This is a genomic window from Mediterraneibacter sp. HA8405, assembly GCF_056148955.1.
Genome location: NZ_CM148758.1, coordinates 58,788 through 78,978, shown reverse-complemented (window position 1 = coordinate 78,978; position 20,191 = coordinate 58,788). Strand labels below are relative to the sequence as shown.

Sequence of the window (20,191 nt, the reverse complement as noted above, 5' to 3'; positions counted from 1 at the left end):
CCGTAAGGAGGGTGTAACTTGAGCAATACAAAATATACGTATGCGGTTGCGCGCATCCGCGCGCTTGAGACTTCGCTTCTGTCTGACGGGGATGTGGAACAGCTTCTCTCCTGCGGGACAGCGGATCAGGCGCTTCAGTATGTAACAGATAAAGGCTGGGGAGATCTTTCTTCGGGGATGGATATAGATGCCGTATTGAAGAGAGAAGGAGAAAAGACATGGGAAGTGATCCGGGAAGTCGCCCCGGATATGAGCGTTTTTGACGTGCTGTCCTATCCGAAGTTGTATCACAATCTGAAGGCCGCTGTGAAAGAGGTGTGTACAGAGGCAGATAATCCTGATATTTTTTATGATGACTGTGCCATACCGGGACGGGAAATGCTGGAAATTATCCGAAACAGAGAGTTTTCACGGCTTCCGGGCACTATGTCCGGGACAGCTGCGGAGGCGCTGGATCAGCTGCTCCATACAAGGGACGGACAGCTTTGTGACATCATAGTTGACAAGGCGGCTCTGGAAGCAATATATGAGGCCGGAAAACGGTCCGGGGAAAAGATTATTGCAGATTATGCGGATACGACTGTGGCGATCGCAGACATCAAGATCGCCGTGCGGTCTCGGAAAACAGGGAAAAGCGCAGATTTTATGTACAGCGCCATGGCCGGGTGCGGCAGTGTGAATGTGGATCAGCTGATCCGGGCCGCGCTGGCCGGCGAGGAAGAGATTGCCCGGTATCTGGAAGGGACGTCTTATGCAGGAGGAGCAGATGCGCTGAGAGAGTCGCCGTCCGCATTTGAGCGCTGGTGTGACAATCGGATGATCGAATCACTGAAACCGCAGAAATATGAAACCTTTTCTGTGGGGCCTCTGCTTGCCTATCTGGTTGCAAGGGAAAATGAGATAAAAACAGTTCGGATTATTCTTACCGGGAAACAGAGCGGTTTCCCGGAAGAAGCCATCCGGGAAAGGGTAAGGGAGATGTATGTATAAAATTGCGGTGATCGGTGATTATGACAGCATATACGGGTTCGCTGCTCTGGGATTAAGCATCTGCCCTGTAAAAAACCGGGAAGAGACGCGGGACATTCTGCGAAGGCTGGCCGGGGGAAATTATGGAATTATCTATATTACCGAGGCGGCAGCGGCGCAGGTGGAAAGCGAAATTGAAGAATATTGTGAGAAAACACTGCCGGCGATTATCCGTATTCCGGGTGTGTCGGGAAATACAGGCGCCGGTGTGAAAGGCGTAAAGAAGACCGTAGAGCAGGCGGTCGGATCAGATATTCTGTTTGGAGGAGTAAATGAATGAGCACAGGAGTGATTAAAAAGGTGGCAGGGCCGCTTGTCATTGCCAGCGGGATGCGGGATGCAAATATGTTTGACGTTGTCCGGGTAAGCAGCCGGCGTCTGATCGGCGAGATAATTGAAATGCACGGAGACGAAGCGTCCATTCAGGTCTATGAGGAAACCTCTGGCCTGGGACCGGGAGAACCTGTGGAGTCCATGGGCGTACCCATGTCGGTGGAACTGGGGCCGGGGCTGATTGCCAGTATCTACGACGGCATACAGAGGCCGCTGGACGACATTATGAAGATATCGGGAAATAACCTGAAAAGAGGTGTGGAAGTCCCTTCTCTGAAAAGAGACCGGAAGTGGGAATTTGTTCCTGCCGTAAAAACCGGCGATCAGGTGGAACCCGGAGATGTGATCGGAACGGTACAGGAGACGGTTCTTGTACAGCAGAAAATTATGGTTCCTTACGGTGTCCGCGGGACAGTAAAAGAAATCAGAGAAGGATCTTTTACGGTGGAGGAGACTGTGGCTGTCATTTCTGCGGAGCAGGGCGACAGGGAATTGACTATGATGCAGAAATGGCCGGTGCGGCAGGGAAGACCCTATCGGAAAAAGCTGCCGCCTAAAATGCCTCTTGTAACCGGACAGCGGGTGATTGATACCTTCTTCCCGCTTGCGAAAGGCGGAGTGGCCGCGGTGCCGGGACCCTTTGGAAGCGGCAAGACAGTAATCCAGCACCAGCTTGCGAAATGGGCGGAAGCCGATATTGTGGTTTATATCGGATGTGGTGAACGGGGAAATGAAATGACAGATGTGCTGAATGAATTCCCGGAGCTGAAAGATCCGAAGACAGGACAGCCCCTGATGCAGAGGACGGTTCTTATTGCCAATACTTCTGATATGCCTGTGGCTGCCAGGGAGGCGTCTATTTACACGGGAATTACCATTGCAGAATATTTCCGGGATATGGGCTACTCTGTGGCACTGATGGCAGACTCTACATCCCGGTGGGCCGAGGCGCTCCGGGAGATGTCCGGACGTCTGGAAGAAATGCCGGGAGAGGAAGGTTATCCGGCTTATCTGGGAAGCAGGCTCGCCCAGTTTTATGAGAGGGCGGGGCACGTGATTGCTCTCGGAAAAGAAGGGCGGGAAGGCGCCCTTTCTGTAATCGGCGCCGTATCACCTCCGGGAGGCGATACATCAGAACCGGTATCTCAGGCAACACTGCGTATCGTGAAAGTCTTCTGGGGACTGGATTCAGATCTGGCGTACAAACGGCATTTCCCGGCGATTAACTGGCTGAACAGCTATTCCCTGTATCTGGACGATATGGAAAAATGGTTCAACGCCGAAGTGGCGCCGGACTGGATGGAAGGAAGACAGAAAATGATGACTCTTCTTCAGGAAGAGGCTGAGTTGGAAGAAATCGTAAAGATGGTGGGAATGGATGCCCTTTCTCCGGGGGACCGGCTGAAAATGGAGGCGGCCCGTTCTATCCGGGAGGATTTCCTGCATCAGAATTCTTTCCATGAGATAGATACGTATACTTCACTGAAGAAACAATATATGCTGATGAAACTTGTAAATGCTTTTTATGACAGAGCCGGCGATGCTCTTTCGCAGGGGGCTTCTCTGAGAAAATTGATTTCCATGCCGGTGAGGGAACAGATCGGACGCTTCAAATACGTGCGGGAGGAAAATCTGGATGAAGAGTACCGCAGGACAGACGAAAATCTGAGCGCGCAGATTGCCAATGCATTTGTAAAGGAGGAACGGTAAATGCCCAAAGAGTACAGAACCATACAGGAAATAGCCGGACCGCTGATGCTGGTGCGCGGCGTGGAGCATGTGACTTACGACGAACTGGGAGAGATCGAACTGGCCGGCGGCGAGACACGCCGGTGCAAGGTGCTTGAGGTCAATGGAACTGATGCGCTGGTACAGCTTTTTGAAAGCTCCGCAGGAATTAACCTGTCCAACAGCAAGGTGCGTTTTCTGGGCAGGAGCATGGAGCTGGGCGTATCGGAGGACATGCTGGGCCGGGTCTTTGACGGACTGGGACGTCCGATTGATGATGGGCCGGAGATTCTTCCGGAAGCCCGTATGGATATTAACGGCCTTCCGATGAATCCGGCGGCCAGAAGCTATCCGGAAGAGTTTATCCAGACAGGCGTATCCGCCATCGATGGACTCAATACCCTTGTCCGGGGGCAGAAACTGCCTATCTTTTCTGCTTCCGGTCTGCCCCATGCGCAGCTGGCGGCTCAGATCGCCAGACAGGCGAAAGTACTGGGAACAGATGAGAATTTCGCTGTTGTATTTGCGGCCATGGGTATTACATTCGAGGAGTCCGATTTCTTTATCGAGAGTTTCCGGGAAACCGGCGCCCTGGACAGAACAGTTCTTTTTATCAATCTGGCCAACGATCCGGCCATTGAGCGGATCGCCACACCGAAAATGGCGCTGACTGCGGCTGAGTATCTGGCTTTTGAAAAAGAGATGCACGTGCTTGTTATTCTGACAGATATTACAAACTATGCAGACGCCCTCCGGGAAGTGTCCGCGGCCCGCAAAGAAGTGCCGGGAAGAAGAGGATACCCCGGATATATGTACACGGATCTGGCTTCCATCTATGAGAGAGCCGGCAGACAGAACGGGAAAAAAGGAAGTATTACCATGATTCCCATACTTACCATGCCGGAGGATGACAAAACCCATCCTATTCCCGACCTGACAGGATACATTACAGAAGGACAGATTATCTTAAGCCGTGAGCTTTACCGGAGAGGAATCATGCCGCCCATCGATGTGCTGCCCTCCCTGTCCCGTCTGAAAGATAAGGGGATCGGAGAGGGAAAGACAAGAGCAGATCACTCCAATACAATGAACCAGCTCTTCGCCGCCTATGCCCGCGGAAAAGACGCAAAAGAACTGATGGTGATCCTCGGAGAGGCGGCACTGACAGAAATTGATCTGATGTATGCAAAATTCGCTGACGCATTCGAGCAGGAATACGTATCTCAGGGATACCATACAGACCGGAGCATCGAAGAAACACTGGATATCGGCTGGAAACTTCTCCGTATGCTTCCACGGACCGAACTCAAACGAATCGACGACAAATATTTAGACCAGTATTACGGAAATACAGCAAAAGAATAAAATATTCAGACTACTCACAGAAAAGGGGACGTACCCCTTTCCTGTGAGTAGTCTGAAAATTCTGACAAACCGGGCGGGGCCGGTGTACTTATGGGAACTGCAGAACTCCTGTCCCGCAGGCCCTGCAGGGCACAGAAAGGAGGCGCCCTTTTGGCGGCAAAACATGTAAATCCTACGCGGATGGAGCTGACAAGGCTGAAGAAGAAACGAGTCACAGCAATCCGGGGCCATAAGCTGTTAAAAGATAAACGGGATGAGCTGATGCGTCAGTATCTTGATCTGGTCCGGGAGAATATGGAGGTGCGGAAAAAAGTAGAAGCGGGTATCAGATCCGCCAACCGTAATTTTGTAATTGCTAAGGCGGGAATGTCCGAGGCTGCTCTGAATACAGCGCTGATGGCTCCAAAACAGGAAGTAAATCTGGAGGCCGGCGAGAAGAATGTTATGAGTGTGGATGTCCCGGTATTTGAGTACACCACAAGAACGGCAGATGAAAATGATATCTATTCTTATGGCTTTGCGTTCACATCCAGCGACCTGGATGGAGCGGTAAAATCTCTGGCGGATATCCTGCCAGATATGATACGCCTTGCAGAGTGTGAAAAGGCGTGCCAGCTGATGGCGGCGGAAATCGAAAAAACAAGAAGACGCGTAAATGCGCTGGAACATGTAATTATTCCTGAAACAGAGGAAAATATCAAGTATATTACAATGAAACTGGATGAGAACGAAAGAAGCACCCAGATCCGTCTGATGAAAGTAAAGGATATGATGCTGGAAGAAACACATCATTACAGTGAACGGGAGTGAAATTTGTATTTGTGAGAGAGGAAACTTCCGCCGGGGAGTCCGGGTATGGTGCCGGAGAGCTCACTTTTGTTCGGACGCTGCGCAGCGGTACATAAGAGCGCAAAGGACGCGCTCTAAGTGCCGGCGCCGCTTTACGGCTCCCCACCACCATACCCGGACTTCCCGGCTGCGTTTTCCCCACTCACAATTCCAAATTTAAATTCCGGTTATACCCTTGATACTCCTCTCATATGTGTTACAATGGATACATATTTTAGATCAGCAGCGGGAGGAATTATGAAGCTTGACAGAGAAAATATGAGGAAAATGAAAGAGCTGATTGTTTTTACAATCATTATCCTTATAGCTTTGTGGAATTATAATATACTTTTTGAGTGGATCGGGTTTGCGTTCGGTATTATCTTTCCTTTTATTCTGGGCGGAGGAATCGCTTTTATTCTGAATGTGCCGATGAGTTTCCTGGAGGAAAAGATTTTTTATAACCGTTATCTTAAAGATAAGAAGATTGCCAACCGTCTCGCGCGTCCGCTGAGTCTGGTTCTGACTCTCGCGCTTGTGATCGGCGTTATTGTTCTTGTAATGTTTGTTGTGATCCCGGAGCTGACGACTACGGTTCTTTCTCTGGGCAAGACAATACGGGCGTTTGTGCCGGAGGCTCAGCGCTTCCTGGAAGAGCTGTTTACCGACAACAGCGAAATCAGAGCGTGGCTGGACGGCCTGAATCTGGATATCGGTAAGATGACAGACAGCGCGGTGTCCTTTTTCCAGGATGGAGCCGGGAATGTGATCAATTCTACAGTGTCTGCCATTGGTTCTTTTGTAAGCGGTGTGGCTACATTTGTTATTGCGTTTGTATTTGCGTGCTACGTGCTGCTGCAGAAAGAAAAACTGAGCGTACAGGTAAAAAAAGTACTTTATGCATTCCTGTCGGAAAAGCGTGTGGAATGGATTCTTGAGGTGTGTTCTCTTACTGCAAAATCTTTTTCCAGCTTTTTCGCGGGTCAGTGTGTGGAGGCAGTAATTCTGGGAACCATGTTTTTTATAGCGATGAATATTCTGAATATGCCGTATGCGCTTCTGGTGGGCGTTCTGATCGCGTTTACAGCCCTTATTCCGATTTTCGGCGCTTTCATTGGATGTGTAATCGGGGCCTTCCTGATTCTTATGGTAGATCCGATTCAGGCACTGACTTTTGTAATTATGTTCCTTGTTCTTCAGCAGATTGAGGGAAATCTGATCTATCCGAAAGTAGTGGGCAGTTCTGTGGGGCTCCCCTCTATCTGGGTTCTGGCGGCAGTAACGATCGGCGGAAGTCTGATGGGCGTTGTAGGAATGCTGATTTTTATTCCGATAGTATCTGTGATTTACTCGCTGTTCAGAGCCGGCGTGTATAAGCGGCTGAAAAAGAAATTCCCGGGGGCAAAAGAAAGGGAGAAATCCGGAGGGCCGGATGCAGGCACCGGGGCAGAACAGATAAACCAGTCGAAATAGTATGAAATCCCTTGACTTACCTCCATTTGCTGTGGTATACTGCTATGGCGAATGGAAGTAGGTCTTTTTTTTATGCCTAAAAACAGATGGCTTCGCAACCATCAGTAACACGTAGTAAATATGTTAAAAGCGAGGTGGAAGTTGTGCGCACAAGAATTACACTGGAGTGTACGGAATGTAAAAACCGTAACTACAACATGACGAAGGATAAGAAAGCTCATCCGGAACGTATGGAAACCAAGAAATACTGCAGATTCTGCAAGTCACACACACTGCACAAGGAAACAAAGTAGTCGCCGGAGGGAAGTGGATGTTATGAGTGAGAAGAAAAAGACTCAGAAGACAAGCTGGTTCAAGGGTCTTCAGGCTGAGTTCAGGAAGATCGTCTGGCCGGACCGGAAAACACTTGCTAAACAGACTACGGCAGTCGTTGTTGTTTCCGTATTTCTCGGACTGCTTATCGCGGTTGTCGATGTTGTGGTAGAGTACGGAATTAACTTTTTGGTGAGATAACCGGCCGCAGCAGAAAGGTGATTATATGTCAGAAGCAAAATGGTATGTAGTCCATACTTATTCAGGGTATGAGAACAAAGTAAAAGCAAACATTGAGAAGACAATAGAAAATCGCCATCTGGAAGACCAGATTCTTGAGGTACGCGTTCCCATGGAGGAAGTCGTGGAGCTTAAGAACGGCGTCCAGAAGACTGCTCAGAGAAAGCTGTTTCCGGGCTATGTTATGATTCATATGATTATGAATGATGACACCTGGTACGTGGTAAGAAATACCCGCGGTGTTACCGGTTTTGTAGGACCGGGATCGAAAGCGGTTCCTCTTGAGGAAGAGGAAATGGCGAATCTGGGAATCAAACGGGAAGAAGTTGTTGTCAACTTCGGCGTAGGAGATACCGTTACTGTACTCAGCGGCGCATGGGAAGGAACTGTGGGCGTTGTACAGAGTATGAATGAACAGAAAAAGAGCCTGTCGATCAATGTTGAGCTGTTTGGCCGTGAGACTCCGGTTGAACTTGGTTTTTCAGAAGTGAGAAAATTGGATTAAAGAAAAGTGGGAGGGACAGGCGTCCCGCCAATACCACAAGGAGGTAATTAAAAATGGCAAAAAAAGTAGAAGGTTATATCAAATTGCAGATTCCTGCCGGCAAGGCAACTCCGGCACCGCCGGTTGGTCCTGCACTTGGACAGCACGGTGTAAACATCGTTGAATTTACAAAACAGTTCAATGCAAGAACAGCTGATCAGGGTGATCTGATTATCCCGGTTGTCATCACAGTATATAATGACAGAAGTTTCAGCTTTATTACAAAGACACCGCCGGCGGCAGTTCTGATCAAGAAGGCATGCAAGATCCAGTCCGGTTCCGGTGTGCCGAACAAGAACAAAGTTGCTACAATTACCAAAGAGCAGCTGAAAGAAATTGCAGAGACAAAGATGCCTGACCTGAATGCGGCAACAGTAGAAGCAGCCATGAGCATGGTTGCAGGAACATGCCGTTCCATGGGCGTAGTTGTAGAGGAATAGAGCATCTGAATAGTTTATAGACAGTGGGAGGGGCACGTTCCCGCCAATACCACAAGGAGGTTATTGTAAAATGAAACGAGGAAAGAAATATATCGAAGCTGCAAAACTGATCGAGAGAGGAAACCTCTACGACAAAGAAGAAGCAGTTGCATTAGTAAAAAAAGCAGCAGTAGCAAAATTTGACGAGACTATCGAGGCTCACATCAGAACAGGATGTGACGGACGTCACGCAGACCAGCAGATCCGTGGCGCGGTTGTACTTCCGCACGGGACAGGTAAGAAAGTGCGTATCCTTGTATTTGCGAAGGACGCAAAGGCTGAGGAAGCAAAGGCGGCAGGAGCTGACTTTGTAGGCGGAGATGAGCTGATTCCGAAGATCCAGAATGAGGGATGGCTTGACTTTGACGTAGTTGTCGCGACACCTGACATGATGGGAGTTGTAGGACGTCTCGGACGTGTACTCGGACCGAAAGGCCTTATGCCGAACCCGAAAGCCGGAACAGTTACAATGGACGTAACAAAGGCGATCAACGAGATCAAAGCCGGTAAGATCGAGTACAGACTTGATAAAACAAATATTATTCATGTGCCGATCGGTAAAGCTTCCTTTACTGAAGAGCAGTTAGCGGACAACTTCCAGACGCTTATTGACGCAATCATCAAGGCAAGACCGGCAGCGGTTAAGGGACAGTACTTAAAGAGTGTAACCCTTACTTCCACAATGGGACCGGGTGTCAAGGTTAACCCGATGAAGCTTGCATAAATACTCAGATAATGGGACGGACTGTCGCTGGTGCGGCGGTCCGCTTTTTATTATTAATGTGCCTGCAGCTTTCAGCATTTGTGAGCTGCAGGCAGGCGGCGGAACAAATTAAAAAAATAAAAAGCTTGACATATGAAACGAACTGTGATATTTTATATTAGCAACTGCCGAAGACAGTAGGTGCTGTGAAGCGTAAGGATGTATCCGCCTACCGAGGAAAGTTAGATTTATTACGAGAGTATGAATTTACAAACCTCTGTGTCTTCAGGCGCAGAGGTTTTTTGTGTAAAAGACTTTGGCAGTACACGCAAAATATATAAGGAGGTGTACCAGAAAGTGGCAAAAGTTGAATTAAAACAGCCCATCGTACAGGCAATCGCAGAAGAGATCAAAGACGCTCAGTCAGTTGTACTTGTTGATTACCGCGGACTTACCGTTGCTCAGGACACAGAGCTGCGTAAACAGCTCAGAGAAGCCGGCGTGGTATACAAGGTATACAAGAACACGATGATGAAGAGAGCTTTTGAGGGAACTGAGTTTGAAGGCCTTGAGAGCTGCCTGGAAGGACCGAGCGCTATCGCTGTATCAAAGGATGACGCGACAGCTCCGGCAAGAATCCTGTGCAAATTCGCAAAGGATGCTCCGGCACTGGAACTTAAGGGCGGTGTTGTTGAAGGAAATGTCTATGACGTGGCAGGACTGACAGAACTGTCCAAGATCCCGTCAAGAGAAGAACTGCTTTCCAAACTTCTTGGAAGCATTCAGTCACCGATTACAAACTTTGCTCGTGTTATTAAGCAGATCGCAGAGCAGGGCGGCGGAGAAGCTGCAGCGGCGGCTGCGGAAGAGAATGCAGAGGAAACTGCTGAGACAGCAGAGACGCCGGCAGAGGCAGCTGCTGAGACAACAGAAGAGTAATCAGCGATTACATTTCAATAGTATTTAATGAAAAAATCAGAAAATAAGAATAAGAAAAATGGAGGATATCAAAATGGCTAAATTGACAACAGCTGAAATGATCGAAGCGATCAAAGAGTTATCAGTATTAGAGTTAAACGAGCTTGTAAAAGCTTGTGAAGAAGAGTTCGGCGTATCTGCGGCAGCAGGCGTTGTAGTTGCAGCAGCAGGCGGAGACGCGGCAGCAGCTGAGGAGAAAGATGAGTTTGATGTAGAACTTGTATCTGCTGGTTCTTCCAAGGTTAAAGTTATCAAGGCTGTACGTGAGATCACAGGTCTTGGACTGAAAGAAGCGAAAGAACTTGTTGACAACGCTCCGAAGGTAGTAAAAGAGGGCGTTTCCAAGGCAGAAGCTGAGGAGATCAAGGCAAAACTTGAAGAGCAGGGCGCTGAAGTTAACATGAAATAATCATTCGGGAGAATGGTACGGACCGCAGAAGATAAAAGCTTCTGCGGTCTTTTTTCATCTGCAGGCCGATTTACGGGCAGAATACTGCCATATATCATATATGGACGAAAATGTCAAGAAAAATGTTGAAAAATTTGTTGACAACGGGGAGAACTTCGTGGTATAGTAAAAAATGCTCTATTATGGAAAGCTGTACCATCAAAGAGACTGTCTGAGGTGGGCAGAACTTTTCATCTATGGATTTTAAGAAGTTACACAGGGCTGTCTGTGCCCGTAAATCAGACTGTTTATTTATACTGACCCGGCGGACGTTCCGGGTATTGTTTTGACTGAACAGTCACCAAAAAATATATGAGGAGTGAAACGTCAATGGAGAAAAACAGAATTCGTCCCGTCACAACCGGAAAAGGCTTCCGCATGAGCTATTCCAGGCAAAAAGAAGTATTGGAGATGCCAAACCTCATTGAAGTTCAGAAAGATTCCTATCAGTGGTTTCTTGATGAAGGGCTCAAAGAGGTGTTCGATGATATTTCACCCATCGCTGATTACAGCGGACATTTAAGTCTGGAATTTGTGGATTTCACACTTTGCGAAGATGATGTGAAGTACACAATCGATGAGTGTAAGGAACGGGATGCGACTTATGCTGCGCCTTTGAAGGTACGAGTGAGGCTCTACAACAAAGAGAACGATGAGATCAACGAACATGAAATCTTCATGGGTGATCTTCCCCTGATGACGAAGACCGGAACTTTTGTTATCAACGGAGCAGAGCGTGTTATCGTAAGTCAGCTTGTGCGTTCTCCGGGCATCTACTATGGAATTGCCCATGATAAGCTGGGTAAAAAGCTCTATTCGGCGACAGTCATCCCGAACAGAGGTGCATGGCTGGAGTATGAGACAGACTCCAATGACGTTTTCTATGTTCGCGTTGATCGGACGAGAAAGGTGCCGATTACAGTGCTGATCCGCGCCCTTGGTATCGGAACAAACGCGGAAATTATAGAGATGTTCGGCGAGGAACCCAAGATTCTTGCCAGCTTTGGAAAGGACACTGCTGAGAATTATCAGGAGGGTCTGTTAGAGCTGTATAAAAAAATCCGTCCCGGCGAGCCGCTTGCGGTGGACAGTGCAGAGAGTCTGATTACAAGTATGTTCTTTGATCCCAGGCGTTATGATCTGGCAAAAGTAGGACGCTATAAGTTTAATAAGAAACTGATGCTGAAAAACCGTGTAAAAGGCCGTGTTCTTGCAGAAGATGTGGTAAGTGCGGTTACAGGCGAAGTTGTAGCTGAAAAAGGAACAAAGATCACCCGCGAAATCGCAGATGCGATCCAGAACAGCGCAGTTCCGTATCTGTGGGTGGAAGGAGAGGACGAGACAAGAAATATCAAGATTCTCTCCAATATGATGGTGGATCTTCAGGCTGTTGTTGACATTGATCCGAACGAAGTCGGAGTGACAGAACAGGTTTATTATCCTGTACTGGCAGGCATTATCGAAGAGGCGGCAGGAGATATCGAGGAGATGAAGAGCATGATCCGCCGCGATATTCATGACCTGATCCCGAAGCATATTACAAAGGAGGATATTTTCGCGTCCATTAACTATAACATGCACCTTGAGTACGGCATTGGTAATGATGACGACATCGACCATCTGGGCAACCGCCGTATCCGCGCGGTCGGCGAACTGCTGCAGAACCAGTACAGAATCGGCCTTTCCAGACTGGAAAGAGTAGTCAGGGAAAGAATGACAACTCAGGATCAGGAAGGAATTTCTCCCCAGTCATTGATCAATATCAAACCGGTGACAGCTGCTGTAAAAGAATTCTTCGGTTCATCCCAGCTGTCCCAGTTTATGGATCAGAACAATCCGCTGGGTGAGCTGACTCACAAGAGACGTCTGTCTGCCCTGGGACCGGGAGGTCTGTCCAGAGACCGTGCCGGATTCGAGGTCCGCGACGTTCACTACTCTCATTACGGAAGAATGTGCCCGATTGAGACGCCTGAAGGTCCGAACATCGGTCTGATTAACTCTCTGGCATGCTACGCAAGGATTAATCAGTACGGATTTATCGAGGCTCCGTACAGAAAAATCGATAAGAGCGATCCGGACAATCCGCGCGTAACCGATGAAGTTGTGTATATGACAGCGGACGAGGAAGACAACTATCATGTAGCACAGGCGAATACACCTCTGGATGCGGAGGGACACTTTGTCAATAAGAATGTATCCGGTCGTTACCGCGAGGAGACTCAGGAGTACGAAAGAAATAAATTCGACTACATGGACGTGTCTCCTAAGATGGTGTTTTCCGTGGCAACGGCGCTGATTCCGTTCCTGCAGAACGATGATGCCAACCGTGCGCTGATGGGTTCAAACATGCAGCGTCAGGCCGTGCCGCTTCTTACAACCGAAGCTCCGGTTGTCGGAACCGGAATGGAAGTAAAGGCAGCTGTTGACTCCGGCGTATGTGTGGTCGCGGAAGAAGCAGGTGTTGTGGAGAGTTCCACTTCCACAAATATTGTGATCCGGCATGATGACGGTACAAAGAAAAATTATAAACTGGCAAAATTCCAGCGAAGCAATCAGAGCAACTGCTACAATCAGAGACCGATTGTAGACAAAGGCGAGCGGGTTGAGGCAGGACAGGTTATCGCAGACGGTCCGTCCACATCCGGCGGAGAGATGGCTCTCGGAAAGAATCCGCTGATCGGATTCATGACATGGGAGGGTTACAACTATGAGGACGCCGTGCTCTTAAGTGAAAGACTGGTACAGGATGATGTATATACTTCTGTTCATATTGAAGAATATGAAGCGGAAGCCAGAAATACAAAACTCGGAGACGAGGAAATTACAAGAGACATTCCGGGCGTGGGCGATGACGCTTTGAAAGACCTGGATGAGCGTGGAATTATCCGCATCGGCGCAGAAGTCCGCGCAGGCGATATCCTCGTCGGAAAAGTAACTCCTAAGGGGGAACAGGATCTGACCGCGGAGGAAAGACTTCTGCGCGCAATCTTCGGTGAGAAGGCGCGTGAGGTAAGAGATACTTCTCTGAAAGTGCCTCACGGAGAATATGGTATTGTTGTTGACGCGAAAGTGTTTACAAGGGAGAACGGTGATGAGCTGTCACCCGGTGTAAATCAGGCAGTCCGCATTTACATCGCCCAGAAGAGAAAGATCTCTGTGGGAGACAAGATGGCCGGACGTCATGGAAACAAGGGTGTCGTTTCCCGTGTACTTCCGGTAGAGGATATGCCGTTCCTGCCGAACGGACGTCCTCTGGACATTGTGCTGAATCCTCTTGGCGTGCCGTCCCGTATGAATATCGGGCAGGTGCTGGAGATTCATCTGAGTCTTGCGGCAAAAGCGCTTGGATTCAATATTTCAACACCGGTATTTGACGGTGCGAACGAGATTGATATTATGGACACTCTGGATCTGGCGAATGATTATGTCAACCTTGAGTGGGAAGAATTTGAAAAGAAGCATGGAGAAGAACTGCTTCCGGAAGTGCTCCAGTATCTTTCCGATAACAGGGAGCACAGAAAACTTTGGAAGGGAGTGCCTCTCTCAAGGGATGGAAAAGTCCGCTTAAGAGACGGGCGTACAGGAGAGTTTTTTGACAGTCCGGTTACTATCGGACACATGCATTACCTGAAACTGCATCATCTTGTAGATGACAAGATCCATGCACGTTCAACAGGCCCGTATTCACTTGTTACACAGCAGCCGCTGGGCGGTAAAGCTCAGTTCGGTGGCCAGCGTTTCGGGGAGATGGAGGTATGGGCTCTGGAGGCCTATGGAGCATCCTATACTCTTCAGGAGATCCTGACTGTGAAGTCAGATGACGTGGTGGGCCGTGTGAAGACATACGAGGCCATTATCAAGGGCGAGAATATTCCTGAGCCCGGCATTCCGGAGTCCTTCAAGGTACTGCTTAAAGAGCTGCAGTCTCTGGCGCTTGACGTCCGTGTGCTCAAAGACGACAACACAGAAGTTAAGATTATGGAGAACGTGGATTACGGTGAGACAGACCTGCGGCATATTATTGAAGGAGACAGAAGATACAGGGATGACAATGAACGGTTTGGTGATCATGGATTTACCGAACAGGAGTTAGTGGGAGATGAGCTCAAAGATGTTGAGCCGGAAGAGGACGAGATGGATGACGGTGACACAGATGAGATCGGATTCGACGAGTATCTGGACAATGAGGAAGAATAGGAGGAGCCATATATATGCCAAATAATAATGAACAACAATATCAACCGTTAACATTTGACGCAATTAAGATCGGGCTGGCTTCACCGGAGAAGATCCTGGAATGGTCCAGAGGCGAAGTGACAAAACCGGAAACAATTAATTACCGTACGCTGAAACCGGAAAAGGACGGACTTTTCTGCGAAAAGATATTCGGACCGAGCAAGGACTGGGAATGCCATTGCGGAAAGTACAAGAAGATCCGCTATAAAGGTGTTGTGTGTGACCGGTGCGGTGTTGAAGTAACAAAGGCCAGCGTACGCCGCGAGCGTATGGGGCATATTGCCCTGGCGGCTCCGGTGTCCCATATCTGGTACTTTAAGGGAATCCCCAGCCGGATGGGACTTATTCTGGATATTTCTCCCAGAACACTGGAGAGGGTGCTCTATTTCGCATCTTATATTGTGCTGGACAAAGGAGAGACAGATCTGCAGAACAAACAGATTCTCTCAGAAGCAGAATATCAGGAACTGAAGGAAAAATGGGGAGCCAAAGCTTTCCGTGTGGGTATGGGCGCTGAGGCGATCAAAGAGCTTCTTGAGGCTATTGATCTGGAAAAAGAGTACAATGAGCTTCAGAGCGCTCTGGAGAACTCTACCGGACAGAAGCGCGCAAGAATTGTAAAGCGCCTTGAAGTTGTTGAAGCTTTCCGGGAATCCGGAAACAGACCGGAGTGGATGATTCTTACTGCAATTCCGGTTATCCCGCCGGATCTGCGTCCTATGGTGCAGCTGGACGGCGGACGTTTCGCGACTTCTGATTTAAATGACCTTTACAGAAGAATTATAAACAGAAACAACCGTCTGAAGAGACTGCTGGAACTGGGAGCTCCGGACATCATTGTCCGTAACGAGAAGCGTATGCTTCAGGAAGCGGTAGATGCTCTGATTGACAACGGCCGCCGCGGCCGTCCGGTTACAGGACCGGGAAACAGAGCGCTGAAATCTCTGTCCGACATGCTGAAAGGTAAATCCGGACGTTTCCGTCAGAACCTGCTCGGAAAACGTGTCGACTATTCCGGACGTTCGGTTATCGTTGTAGGACCGGAACTGAAAATTTATCAGTGCGGTCTCCCGAAAGAGATGGCAATCGAGCTGTTCAAGCCTTTTGTTATGAAAGAACTTGTGGCAAACGGCACGGCTCATAATATAAAAAATGCAAAGAAGATGGTAGAAAGACTTCAGCCGGAGGTATGGGATGTACTTGAAGAAGTAATCAAAGAACATCCGGTTATGCTGAACCGCGCCCCTACGCTGCACAGACTGGGTATCCAGGCATTCGAACCGATTCTTGTAGAAGGTAAGGCGATCAAGCTTCATCCGCTTGTTTGTACTGCGTACAACGCGGACTTTGACGGAGACCAGATGGCTGTCCACGTGCCGCTGTCTGTAGAAGCACAGGCTGAGTGCCGCTTCCTGCTTCTCTCTCCGAACAACCTGCTGAAACCGTCAGACGGCGGTCCGGTAGCTGTTCCTTCCCAGGACATGGTCCTTGGTATCTACTATCTGACCCAGGTTCGTCCGGGAGCAAAAGGCGAGGGCATGTTCTTCAAGAGTGTAAGTGAAGCGATTCTGGCTTATGAGAACGGCTACATTACTCTTCATTCACAGATCAAAGTACGTGTATCAAAGACAATGCCGGACGGCACCGTGAAGACAGGCGTGATTGACGCGACACTGGGACGCCTGCTCTTTAATGAGATTATTCCGCAGGATCTTGGATTTGTAGACCGGTCAGTGGAAGGCAATGAACTTGCCCTTGAGATTGACTTCCATGTGGGAAAGAAACAGTTAAAGCAGATCCTGGAGAAAGTTATCAATACACACGGAGCAACACAGACTGCAGAAGTGCTGGATGATGTAAAATCCATCGGATACAAATTCTCAACACGCGCAGCTATGACAGTTTCCATTTCGGATATGACGGTTCCGCCGCAGAAGCCGCAGATGATTGAGGAAGCGCAGAACACGGTTGACCGGATTACAAAGAATTTCAAGCGCGGTCTTATTACAGAAGAAGAGCGTTACAAAGAAGTTGTGGAGACATGGAAAGCAACTGACGACAAACTGACAGAGGCGCTGCTTTCCGGTCTGGATAAATATAATAACATTTATATGATGGCGGATTCCGGAGCCCGTGGTTCTGACAAGCAGATCAAACAGCTTGCCGGTATGCGTGGTCTTATGGCTGATACAACAGGACGTACCATTGAGCTGCCGATCAAGTCCAACTTCCGTGAAGGTCTGGACGTACTGGAATACTTTATGTCCGCCCATGGCGCACGTAAAGGTCTGTCCGATACGGCTCTTCGTACCGCTGATTCCGGTTATCTGACGAGACGTCTGGTAGACGTATCTCAGGAGCTGATTATCCATGATTCCGACTGTGTAGAGCCGGGCCAGGAGATTCCGGGAATGTATGTACATGCATTCATGGACGGCAATGAGGAGATCGAGAGCCTGCAGGAGCGTATCACAGGACGCTTCGCGTGCGAGGACATCAAAGATAAAGAAGGTAACGTGCTTGTAAAGGCAAATCATATGATTACGCCGCGACGTGCAGAGCGCGTAACAAAACTGGGTGTGGATGAGAACGGAAATCCGCTTGAAAAAGTGAAGATCCGTACAATTCTTACCTGTAAGTGTAAGAACGGCGTGTGTGCGAAGTGCTACGGGGCCAACATGGCGACCGGAGAGGCCGTACAGGTGGGCGAGGCTGTCGGTATTGTGGCCGCGCAGTCTATCGGTGAGCCGGGTACACAGCTTACCATGCGTACGTTCCATACCGGCGGTGTTGCCGGCGACGATATTACACAGGGTCTTCCCCGTGTCGAGGAGCTTTTTGAGGCGAGAAAGCCGAAAGGACTCGCGATCATTACCGAATTTGCCGGACGCGCGACAATCAGCGATACAAAGAAAAAGCGCGAGATTATCGTTACGAATGAGGAGACCGGAGAATCAAAGGCATATCTCATTCCTTACGGCTCCCGTATTAAGATTCAGGACGGAGCTGAACTTGAGGCCGGAGATGAGCTTACAGAAGGTAGTGTAAATCCTCACGATATTCTGAAGATCAAAGGTCTGCGCGCTGTGCAGGATTACATGCTTCAGGAAGTACAGCGGGTATATCGTCTGCAGGGTGTAGATATCAATGACAAACATATCGAAGTCATTGTACGTCAGATGCTGAAAAAAGTACGCATTGAAGATAAAGGCGATACGGACTTCCTTCCGGGAACAATGGCAGACGTCCTTGAATTCAACGAAGTGAACGAACAGATGGAGGCAGAGGGAAAAGAGCCGGCAAAAGGCGAGCAGATCATGCTTGGTATTACAAAGGCATCCCTGGCAACAGATTCCTTCCTGTCAGCGGCATCCTTCCAGGAGACTACAAAGGTTCTGACGGAAGCTGCAATCAAAGGAAAGGTGGATCATCTGGTCGGTCTGAAAGAAAATGTTATTATCGGTAAACATATCCCGGCAGGTACGGGTATGAAAAAATACCGTGACGTTAAGATCAATACAGACATTCAGCCGGAGGATGAACTGGATCTGGATGAAGATATTATTCTGGATGAAGAAGAAACAGAAGTTCCGGTAACGACAGAAGAATAAGAAATTTCCCCGGAAGGGGAGAAAAGAGAACAAAAAGGGCCTGCAGGATTGATCTGATCCTGCAGGCCCTTTCAGACCTTAATTATTCATCTTCGTCTTCAGCCATCCGGTATCCGACTCCGACTTCCGTGAAAATATATTTCGGCTGAGCCGGATCTTTCTCTATTTTCCGGCGGATATTTGCCATGTTAACCCGAAGTATTTTGTTGTCGCCGTCGGCATACGGCCCCCATACGCTGGAAAGAAGAGAAGAGTAGGTAATAACCTTTCCGGAATTCTGAGCCAGACAGGCTACAATTTTGTATTCAATAGGCGTCAGGTGGACCTCTTTACCATCAATGGTCAGAAGGCGTTTGGAGAAATCCAGAATCATTTTACCGCAGCGATAGGGACGGATGTATAATTCACTGTCGGTCATCAGGCGGTTGCTGTGACGCAGAGATGTACGGATTCTTGCCAGCAGCTCTGATGTGCCGAAAGGCTTGGTAATGTAATCATCCGCGCCCAGATCAAGGGCCAGTACCTTTTCATTTTCGGCTGTCCGTGCGGAAATAACGATAATGGGAATGCTGGACCAGGTGCGCACACTTCTGATTATTTCATCTCCGTTCATATCAGGGAGGCCCAGATCAAGAAGAACAATATCCGGGCACTGGGAGCGTATAAGCTCGAGGCCGCCTGTACCTGTGTCAGCGCAGAACACGCGGTAATCATGACGTTTTAGAATCTTGCTCATAAAATGCTGGATGTTTTTTTCGTCTTCAATAATCAGGACTGAAAATTTAGGCATTATCCGAATCCTCCTTTTCTTTCGGAAGAGTGAATATAAAATCCGCTCCCTTTTCATGATTGGAAGCCGTAATTGTTCCACCGTGGGCTAATATAATTGTTTTGCATATCGTAAGGCCGATACCGATTCCTTTATATCCGTCCGTTGTGGTACTGCCCGGCTGCTGTCCTTCAAAAAGACCGGGCATCTGCTGTTCACTGATTCCTTTTCCGAAGTCTCTGACGCGGAAAAGAACATTATCCTCCTGCTCGCAAATAGTAAGTTCGACCGGTTCGGTGCTTTCTGAGTGCACGAAAGCGTTTTCCATAAGGTTAATCAGCACCTGTTCGATCAGTGTGGGATCCATGGGAAGCATAAGAAAATTATTCGGCATATTCACTTTGATCTTCACTCCCGGATGGCGTTTCTGCAGCCGCTGGATAGCTTCTGATACAACCTCTTCCACTACTTCAAGGGTCTTCTTTACTTTGTTCTGAGAATTGTCCTGAATTCTTGTAACAGTAAGAAGATTTTCCACCATATTAAGCAGCCATTCGGAATCTTCTTTTATATTCGCCATAAGTTCTGTGCGTTCTGTTTCGGACAGGTCGCGGTAGTTTTCAAGGTAGGAGGAAGAAGAACCGATAATTCCTGTCAGAGGAGTTCGCAGATCGTGGGAGACTGCACGCAGCAGATTAGCCCGGAGTTTTTCTTTGTCTGCTTCCATGAGAGCTTTCTCCCGCTCGGCAATTGCCTGACGCTGACGTTTTAAAGCGGTCGTAGTGGTGCTGGTGATCAGGGAGATGGCCAGCATTCCGATAAATGTCAGAGGATAGCCGGCCAGTGTAAAATTAAATTTAAAGTACGGATAAGAAAAAAAGTAATTTACAGCCACTACACAGAACACTGCCGAGACTGCTCCGTACAGATAGCCGGACGTCTTTAACGCGGCAATAATCAATGCCAGCGTGTAGATAATTGTAATATTTGCAGAGTTCTTATTTCCAAAGTGAAAAAAAACAAATGAAAACAGTGTGGCGGCTGCCATCATAACAATCGTAAAAAAAGTATCGGTCAAAATTCTCTTTTTCATAAGCGTATATAAAATAATACAG

General features: G+C 48.5%; 17 protein-coding genes and 1 other annotated feature. Of the genes, 15 read left to right on the top strand and 2 right to left on the bottom strand.

Going from position 1 to position 20,191, the window contains the following annotated elements; all coding sequences use genetic code 11:
- Positions 1-18: 18 nt before the first annotated feature.
- From AC0QUU_RS00340 to rpoC, 15 genes are all read left to right on the top strand, one after another.
- Positions 19-990, top strand: a complete 972-nt coding sequence (locus AC0QUU_RS00340; RefSeq protein WP_474543821.1) for a V0D/AC39 family V-type ATPase subunit — start codon at positions 19-21, stop codon at positions 988-990.
- Positions 983-1,309 carry a V-type ATP synthase subunit F gene (locus AC0QUU_RS00335; protein ID WP_474543819.1) on the top strand — a complete coding sequence of 109 codons (327 nt, stop codon included), beginning with the start codon at positions 983-985 and terminating at the stop codon, positions 1,307-1,309. Before AC0QUU_RS00340 ends, AC0QUU_RS00335 begins: the two co-directional genes overlap by 8 nt.
- The gene (locus tag AC0QUU_RS00330) at positions 1,306-3,072 is read left to right on the top strand and encodes a V-type ATP synthase subunit A (RefSeq protein WP_474543817.1); all 1,767 of its coding nucleotides are present in this window, start codon (positions 1,306-1,308) and stop codon (positions 3,070-3,072) included. The genes AC0QUU_RS00335 and AC0QUU_RS00330 overlap by 4 nt, the downstream gene beginning before the upstream one ends.
- Positions 3,073-4,455: a V-type ATP synthase subunit B gene (locus tag AC0QUU_RS00325; protein WP_474543815.1), complete on the top strand. Its 1,383-nt coding sequence runs from the start codon at positions 3,073-3,075 to the stop codon at positions 4,453-4,455.
- Between the two features lie 150 nt (positions 4,456-4,605).
- Positions 4,606-5,265: a V-type ATP synthase subunit D gene (locus tag AC0QUU_RS00320; RefSeq protein WP_474543814.1), complete on the top strand. Its 660-nt coding sequence runs from the start codon at positions 4,606-4,608 to the stop codon at positions 5,263-5,265.
- A gap of 276 nt (positions 5,266-5,541) precedes the next feature.
- Positions 5,542-6,756, top strand: a complete 1,215-nt coding sequence (locus AC0QUU_RS00315; RefSeq protein WP_474543812.1) for an AI-2E family transporter — start codon at positions 5,542-5,544, stop codon at positions 6,754-6,756.
- A gap of 143 nt (positions 6,757-6,899) precedes the next feature.
- Positions 6,900-7,049 (top strand): 50S ribosomal protein L33, encoded by a 150-nt coding sequence (gene rpmG / locus AC0QUU_RS00310; RefSeq protein ID WP_087150328.1) that lies wholly within the window; start codon positions 6,900-6,902, stop codon positions 7,047-7,049.
- A 22-nt stretch (positions 7,050-7,071) separates the two neighbouring features.
- On the top strand, positions 7,072-7,269 hold the full coding sequence (gene secE, locus AC0QUU_RS00305) for a preprotein translocase subunit SecE (RefSeq protein WP_474543810.1): 198 nt from the start codon (positions 7,072-7,074) through the stop codon (positions 7,267-7,269).
- A 25-nt stretch (positions 7,270-7,294) separates the two neighbouring features.
- Positions 7,295-7,813: a transcription termination/antitermination protein NusG gene (nusG, locus tag AC0QUU_RS00300; protein ID WP_474543808.1), complete on the top strand. Its 519-nt coding sequence runs from the start codon at positions 7,295-7,297 to the stop codon at positions 7,811-7,813.
- A 53-nt stretch (positions 7,814-7,866) separates the two neighbouring features.
- Positions 7,867-8,292, top strand: coding sequence for a 50S ribosomal protein L11 (gene rplK / locus AC0QUU_RS00295; protein ID WP_474543806.1), 426 nt, complete (start codon positions 7,867-7,869; stop codon positions 8,290-8,292).
- Between the two features lie 70 nt (positions 8,293-8,362).
- Entirely contained in the window at positions 8,363-9,055 is a 693-nt protein-coding gene (rplA, locus tag AC0QUU_RS00290; protein WP_474543803.1) for a 50S ribosomal protein L1, read from the top strand.
- A 149-nt stretch (positions 9,056-9,204) separates the two neighbouring features.
- Positions 9,205-9,347, top strand: a sequence feature (ribosomal protein L10 leader region).
- Between the two features lie 44 nt (positions 9,348-9,391).
- Positions 9,392-9,973: a 50S ribosomal protein L10 gene (gene rplJ, locus AC0QUU_RS00285; RefSeq protein ID WP_474543802.1), complete on the top strand. Its 582-nt coding sequence runs from the start codon at positions 9,392-9,394 to the stop codon at positions 9,971-9,973.
- 73 nt (positions 9,974-10,046) lie between these two features.
- A complete protein-coding gene (rplL, locus tag AC0QUU_RS00280; RefSeq protein ID WP_474543800.1) occupies positions 10,047-10,421 on the top strand; it encodes a 50S ribosomal protein L7/L12 in 375 nt (124 codons plus the stop codon).
- A gap of 369 nt (positions 10,422-10,790) precedes the next feature.
- On the top strand, positions 10,791-14,657 hold the full coding sequence (rpoB, locus tag AC0QUU_RS00275) for a DNA-directed RNA polymerase subunit beta (RefSeq protein WP_474543798.1): 3,867 nt from the start codon (positions 10,791-10,793) through the stop codon (positions 14,655-14,657).
- Positions 14,658-14,671: 14 nt separating this feature from the next.
- Positions 14,672-18,307, top strand: a complete 3,636-nt coding sequence (gene rpoC / locus AC0QUU_RS00270; protein ID WP_474543796.1) for a DNA-directed RNA polymerase subunit beta' — start codon at positions 14,672-14,674, stop codon at positions 18,305-18,307.
- Positions 18,308-18,389: 82 nt separating this feature from the next.
- Here rpoC and AC0QUU_RS00265 read toward each other — a convergent pair whose 3' ends face one another.
- The gene (locus AC0QUU_RS00265; RefSeq protein WP_474543794.1) at positions 18,390-19,097 is read right to left on the bottom strand and encodes a response regulator; all 708 of its coding nucleotides are present in this window, start codon (positions 19,095-19,097) and stop codon (positions 18,390-18,392) included.
- Positions 19,090-20,169 (bottom strand): sensor histidine kinase, encoded by a 1,080-nt coding sequence (locus AC0QUU_RS00260; RefSeq protein WP_474543792.1) that lies wholly within the window; start codon positions 20,167-20,169, stop codon positions 19,090-19,092. Before AC0QUU_RS00260 ends, AC0QUU_RS00265 begins: the two co-directional genes overlap by 8 nt.
- Positions 20,170-20,191 lie beyond the last annotated feature (22 nt).